We start from the raw sequence: 6,604 nt of genomic DNA on the forward strand, positions 1-6,604 counted from the left end.
CTCCTTTCTTTCCCGTGTTGCCGTCCGCATCAAATCAGCCTGCGGCTTCTGGCGGCCATCACCGCCTCGGTCTTACTGTGAACGCCCAATTTGCGATAGGTTTCTTTGTTGTAGTATTTCACCCCGGCCTCGGAAAGGCCCACTGCCTCGCCGATTTCTTTGGCCGTCAGCCCCTCGGCCTGATGCTTTAAAATGGTCAGCGCCATTTCCGACAGGTTCACGGGCGATTCGCCTTTGCCCTTCAAGTAATCGGGATAAAGTTCCGCCATGCACCGGCTCTCCGCCAGCACCTGCTTTTTAAAGCCAGCATCGTGCCAGAGAAAATGCCCTTTGTGAAACAGCGGCGCAAGCACCGGCCCCTCCCGGGTCAGAATGCGCACCAGGTGATAATCCTCCGCCTCAGTGATCGCGTCCTGCAGCAGGGTTCTCCAAGCGGATTCTCCCAGGCGATACAGGGTGATGGCCATAAGCACCGTCACTTCAATCCCCAGATAAACGCGGTTGCGGCGTCTGGCAAACACCAAAAGCCGCTGCAATAAACTTTGGGCCTTCTTCAACCGCCCCCAGGCGAGATAAACCCGCACCTTTGCCAAATAATAAAAAGCGTCCAAACTGTTAAAGGCCGTTTCATTACTGTTTTCCCGGTTCAGCCAGACGGCAATCCGCGGATCCCGCCCCTGGTAAAGCATCAGCCGCACGGCCATCGCCTCCACATTGACTGTCAACTCCGGCGCTTCGTCCATCGTGCGCTCCAGCAGGCCTTCCACCATGTCCAACGCCTCGTCCGCTGCATGGTCGAACATATACTGCTGGGCCAGCAGCGTTACCGCCACAAATACATAGGCGAGTTTATTCTCTGCATCGGCAAGTATCAGGCCACGCTGAATGGTCATGGCCGTTTGCGGACTGCTCTCGCCGCGTTCAAATTGGGATTCCGCCGTGACCAATAGCCGAACGCCTTTGCCAAACCGTCCGAAGAGCCGATCGATATCTGTCGGTACCAGTTCGGCGTTCCGCCGATTTTCCCGGATCCAATCGCAAAAATCTCGAAGCCCGTTCATAATGGAAGGCGTTTCGCCGCAAAGCGAAATCCGATCCATCACGTTTTTTCCGCTGGGCGAATCGGTGGTCTTCGCGATATTTTCCCATTTCAAAAGCTGATGGATCACCTGAGCACTGCTGTGGGTCGGCAGCACCACATCCAGAAAGATAATGCGCTCCCGGGCCAACTGCCGCTCGCCGGGTGAAGCCGTCTGCGCTGCTGTCAGCAGCGCCTGATACCACGCTTCACTGGCCTCGTCGTGAAAAGACAGGGCCTCGATCACGCTCATGGCGGCCATCAGCGCCGCATTCCCGCGAATAACCTCGGCCGGCAGCGCCAGATAATATCGACGCAGCTGCCAGAAATGGCGCAGCCGCACCGAGGACGCCGCGCTCGCAATGAGCAGCTGCGACCTGCGCGCTCCGTCACCGCTTTTCTCAGCCATCTCGACGGCTTTAATCAGGTCGCCGGCCCGTTCGTAACCCAAACTGGCCCGCCGGTAAATCGCCGCAACGGCCTTCGCCGTATTTTTCAGCTTCAGCTGTTTTTCCAAAAACTGCCGGAAAGGTTCATAAATTTGATAGCGCATTTCGCGGTGGCGACGAAAAGTGCAAATAAATCCGCCGTACTCCTGGCATTCCAGCAAGTAGGCCCCCGCTTGATCGCTCTCGGCAATGACCTGCGCCATCGGCAGGGTAAAATCGTCCACCACCGACAGCTTCATCAAGAAAACCATCAATGCATCCGGCCACCACCGGCACGCCCAATGCGCCATCAGTTCGCCAAAGGCGTTCTCCAGACGATCGATCATCGGCTGGCTGATCAGTTTTCCACGCTCAGCGCCACCGCTTTCGGCCACACCTTCCAGGATGACCCTTGCGGCCATCCGCAGCGCCAGGGGATTGCCCATGATAAGCGCCCGCAGATGCGCGTTTTCGCTTGAGGATATTTTAAGTCCCTGCCGTGCCAGATATTCCCGCTGTTTCTCTTCCGAAAAAACCAGATCTTTTTCGCCGATTTCCGCAAAGGGATAATAAACATAAAGGGGCGCGAGCCACCGGGGCATCATCGACCGTGAAATGAGCACAAGCCACACATCTTTCTGCCGGATAAGCCGTTCCACTGCGAGATAAAAGGCTTCTCGGCGGTCTTCGGTAAGCACTTCCAGATCGTCGATCACCACGGCAAAGGGCGAATGCGTGCCCGCCTCTGCCGTCAGATCCACCGCTTCAGTGCGAATTGCCGAATAATAGGCGAAAGCACTGTCCTTTAAAAAATAAGTAATTAAAGACGTTTTGCCCGTGCCCATCACCCCATGGAGATAAACCGTTTGTTTTTGTTTCCTGGCCTGGGCCAATTTATGAAGGGCCGCCTGAGGCGGCAAATATTTTTCATCGAGGGTCCGTCCGTCGTGAACGGGTTTCTGTTCGATTCGCTTCATAATTGTTCTTCCTTTTTGAGCTCGATGATTCTGCAATCGCACTTTCTGCCAAAAATAAGTGTTGTTAATTATAATACTTAATATTCTATTAAAAGTAAACTATCCATTCGGATAGTAAATGCCTTCCTCTTCTTTATTCTAAATTTATTTTGTATTTGTTTTCATACACAGGCTATGCCTTTGCTCCGCCGGCGATTCAAATGCTTTTTCGCTATTTGGGCCAAGATCGCTGTTTTGCCCCTTTTTTCCAATTCTGCCCATATTGGAATGATTTTATAAAAACTTTAAATGCTCAATTTTTCATTCTTTGCCATATCAAACACCGTGTAAAATTTTTTAATTTACCGTTCGAATTTTAGGATTCCATGCTTTCAAAAACAGCGCGTATCCTCTTCTTCCACATCATTTGCCAATCAACAACCTTCGCTTTTAAAAGCAAACAATTAAAAACCTCCCGATCCAAAATCGAGAGGTTTTGCTTTTAGTAAATTTTACGGCGCCGGATCCATTATCGCTTATTTTTCAGCGCCTGCAGGTAACGGCTCAGGGCATCCCGCCAATCCGGCAGGGGATCAAAGCCGTTTGCCGCAAGTTTGGCTTTATCCAGCCGGCTGTTGAAGGGGCGCGCCGCTATCGATTGACCATACTCCGCCGTCGTCACCGGGATCACCTCGGCGGCAATGCCCGCCTGGCGGTAAATCTCTTTGGCAAAGTCATACCAGGAGATGTAGCCGCCTTCGTTAGTCGCGTGATAGGTCCCATATTTTTCCGTTTCGGCCATATCCACGAGTAGTCTGGCGAGATCGACGGTGTAGGTCGGCGTGCCGATTTGGTCGTTCACCACCCGCACGCTGTCGTGAGTTTTCCCCACTGCCAGCATGGTCTTGATGAAGTTGCCGCCGTTTTGGCCGAACACCCAGGCGATGCGCACGATAAAATGCCGGTCCACCAGGGCGCGCACGGCTTCTTCCCCGGCGAGTTTGGTGCGCCCGTACACGTTGAGCGGCGCGTAATCGGTATTGTCCGGCTGCCAAGGCGCGCTGCCCTGCCCGTCAAACACATAATCCGTCGAGAGATAGATCAGCTTGCAGCCAGCCGCCGCGCAGGCCTGTGCGATGTTGCGCGTGCCGTCCGCATTCACCGCCGTCACCTTGGGGATATTCGCCGGATCCTCGGCGGCATCCACCGCCGTCCACGCCGCGCAGTGCACCACCGCGTCCGGCGCCACGTCGCGGGTCAGCCGCGCCACCGCCGCTTCGTCGGTAATATCCAGCGGGCGGTAATCATCATAGGCGTCGTTTGCCGGCGCCAGATCCGTCCCCACCGCCTCAAATCCACGGGCCGTAAGTTCCGCCATCACGTCGGCGCCCAGCTGGCCGCCGACTCCTGTCACCAAAAATCGCATAGCCGCACCTCAAAGTCGTTCCCGGCCGCCGTACATCCTGGCGTAATAGTCCCGGTATTCGCCGCTGATGATGGCCTCCCACCAATCGCGGTGGGTCAGATACCAGTCGATGGTCTTGTCGATGCCCTGGGCAAAGGAGGTCGCCGGCAGCCAGCCCAGCTCGCTGTGGATCTTCGTCGGGTCAATGGCGTAGCGCCGGTCGTGGCCCTTGCGGTCGGCCACGTGGGTGATGAGGCTTTCGGGCTTGCCCAGCTTTTGGCAGATCAGGCGCACGATGTCGATGTTGCGCATCTCGTTGTGGCCGCCGACGTTATACACCTCGCCGACGCGGCCGTCGTGCACGATGCGGTCGATGGCCGCGCAGTGATCCGTCACATAAAGCCAGTCCCGCACGTTCTCCCCTTTGCCGTAAACCGGCAGCGGTTTGTCGGCCAGCGCATTGGCAATCATTAACGGAATCAGCTTTTCCGGAAAATGATAGGGCCCGTAATTATTGCTGCAGCGGCTGATGCTCACCGGCAGGCCGTAAGTCCGGTGATAGGCCAGCGTCAAAAGGTCCGCGCTGGCTTTGGAGGCGCTGTAGGGCGAGCTCGTGTGGATCGGCGTCTCTTCCGTAAAGAAAAGATCCGGCCGGTCCAGGGGCAGATCGCCGTAAACCTCGTCGGTGCTCACCTGGTGGTAGCGCCCGATGCCGTGGGCCCGGCAGGCGTCCATCAGCACCGAAGTGCCGATGATGTTGGTGCGCAGAAAAATTTCCGGATCCTCGATGCTGCGGTCCACATGGGACTCCGCCGCAAAATTGATGACGATGTCCGGATGTTCTTCTTCGAAAAGCGCCGCCACCGCCTGGCGGTCGCAGATGTCCGCGCGCACAAAACGAAAACGGGGATTATCCATCGCGGGGGCCAGGGTGCTCAGGTTGCCGGCATAGGTCAGTTTGTCCAGGCAGATCACCCGGTCCTCCGGATGCTCGGCCAGCCAATAGTGCACGCAGTTGCCGCCGATAAAGCCGGCCCCGCCGGTGATGATCACGGTACTCATGCGCGGGCCTCCTCATAAACAAAATTGCAGTCGCTGTCGGCCAAAAGCGGCGAGGTCATATCCTTCTCCGAAAGGATCGGGTCGGCGATGCCCCAGGCCACCCCGATGGCCGGATCGTTAAAACGGATGCCGCGGTCATGCTCGGGACTATAGAGATTGTCCACCTTGTAGGCAAATTCGACATCGTCCGTCAGCGTCACAAAGCCGTGCCCAAACCCCCGGGGGATAAAGAGCATGCGCTTGTTCTCTGCCGAAAGTTCGACGCCCACCCAATGGCGGTAGGCCGGGCTGCCGGCGCGCAGATCCACGGCCACATCCATCACCGTGCCCCGCACCACACTGACGAGCTTGGCCTGGGCCATGGGCGCGTTCTGAAAGTGAATGCCCCGGAGCGTGCCGCATTTGGCCGTGTAGGAGCGGTTGTCCTGCACGAAAATGTTGTCGATGCCGATGGCCGCAAACGCCGCCGTCGAATAAGTTTCCATAAAATAGCCGCGGTGGTCGCCAAAAACCCTGGGCTCCACCACGCAGACGCCCGGTATGCTTGTTTCGATGCGTTTCATATCAGTAAATGACCTTCCCTTCTGCCACTGTTTTCAGATACTGGCCATAGGGGCTTTTGCCGTAGCGCGCCGCCGCCGCCATCAGCGCGTCCCGACTGACCCAGCCGTTGATATAGCCGATTTCTTCCGGCGCGGAGATGGTAATGCCCTGGCGCTTTTCGATGGTGCGGACAAAATCCGCCGCCGTGAGCAGGCTGTCCATCGTGCCGGTATCCAGCCAGGCAAAGCCCCGCCCCAGCCGCTTGACGTCCAGAATGCCCGCATCTAGATACATGGCGTTGAGGCTCGTGATTTCGAGCTCGCCCCGGGCCGACGGCGTGACGGCGTGCGCCTTTTCGCTGACGCCCGCCGGATAAAAATAAAGCCCCGTCACCGCGTAATTGCTTTTGGGCCGCGCCGGTTTTTCCTCGATGCTCACGGCCCTGCCCCCCGCGTCAAAGGCCACGATGCCGAAGCGCTCCGGATCGTTCACATAGTAGCCGAAAACCGTCGCCCGGCCGGCCTCTGCGTTTCCCGCCGCCGAGCGCAGCAGACGACCGAACCCGTTGCCGTAAAAAATATTGTCTCCCAGCACCATGGCGCAGGCGTCGCCGGCGATAAAATCCTCGCCCAGCAAAAACGCCTGGGCCAGCCCGTCCGGCGAGGGCTGAACGACATACGACAGGCGGATGCCGAACGGGCTGCCGTCGCCGAGAAGAGCCTCGAAGCGCGGGGTGTCCTCCGGCGTGCTGATAATCAAAATATCCCGGATGCCGGCGAGCATCAGAGTGGACAGCGGATAATAAATCATCGGTTTGTCATAAACCGGAAGCAGCTGCTTGCTCGTCACCGTGGTGAGCGGGTATAGCCTTGTGCCGGCGCCGCCGGCGAGAATGATACCTTTCATGATGGCCCTTCTTTCGAGATTATTAATGCGTCGTCATTTTTACGAATTTAATTATAACACGACCCGGCCATTATCGCTAATCATTGGTAATCTTGAATTGTCAAGTTAAGTGCAACACAGTTGAATGATAGACTTCATAGGGCGTTCTAAATCCGAGGCACTTCCGTGGTCGTTTGTTCATTTCATCCACTTTGCTTTGTATATACGCTTCTGACACATTATTAAG

The 6,604-nt window shown here is 56.6% G+C and carries 5 protein-coding genes; all 5 read right to left on the minus strand.

Annotated features, from left to right (window positions below; genetic code table 11):
* Nucleotides 1-29: 29 nt before the first annotated feature.
* The 5 genes from V3C63_RS11230 to rfbA all read right to left on the minus strand — a co-directional run bounded on the left by V3C63_RS11230 (nt 30) and on the right by rfbA (nt 6,378).
* On the minus strand, nt 30-2,483 hold the full coding sequence (locus V3C63_RS11230) for a LuxR C-terminal-related transcriptional regulator (RefSeq protein ID WP_329888003.1): 2,454 nt from the start codon (nt 2,481-2,483) through the stop codon (nt 30-32).
* A 508-nt stretch (nt 2,484-2,991) separates the two neighbouring features.
* Nucleotides 2,992-3,888 (minus strand): dTDP-4-dehydrorhamnose reductase, encoded by an 897-nt coding sequence (gene rfbD / locus V3C63_RS11235; protein WP_329888005.1) that lies wholly within the window; start codon nt 3,886-3,888, stop codon nt 2,992-2,994.
* Between the two features lie 9 nt (nt 3,889-3,897).
* Nucleotides 3,898-4,929, minus strand: coding sequence for a dTDP-glucose 4,6-dehydratase (gene rfbB, locus V3C63_RS11240; RefSeq protein WP_329888007.1), 1,032 nt, complete (start codon nt 4,927-4,929; stop codon nt 3,898-3,900).
* Nucleotides 4,926-5,492 carry a dTDP-4-dehydrorhamnose 3,5-epimerase gene (rfbC, locus tag V3C63_RS11245; RefSeq protein ID WP_329888009.1) on the minus strand — a complete coding sequence of 189 codons (567 nt, stop codon included), beginning with the start codon at nt 5,490-5,492 and terminating at the stop codon, nt 4,926-4,928. The genes rfbB and rfbC overlap by 4 nt, the downstream gene beginning before the upstream one ends.
* Before the next feature lies 1 nt (nt 5,493).
* Nucleotides 5,494-6,378, minus strand: a complete 885-nt coding sequence (gene rfbA, locus V3C63_RS11250; protein WP_273267296.1) for a glucose-1-phosphate thymidylyltransferase RfbA — start codon at nt 6,376-6,378, stop codon at nt 5,494-5,496.
* Nucleotides 6,379-6,604 lie beyond the last annotated feature (226 nt).

The organism is Pseudoramibacter faecis, assembly GCF_036289405.1.
In the GTDB taxonomy this organism is placed as follows: domain Bacteria; phylum Bacillota; class Clostridia; order Eubacteriales; family Eubacteriaceae; genus Pseudoramibacter; species Pseudoramibacter faecis.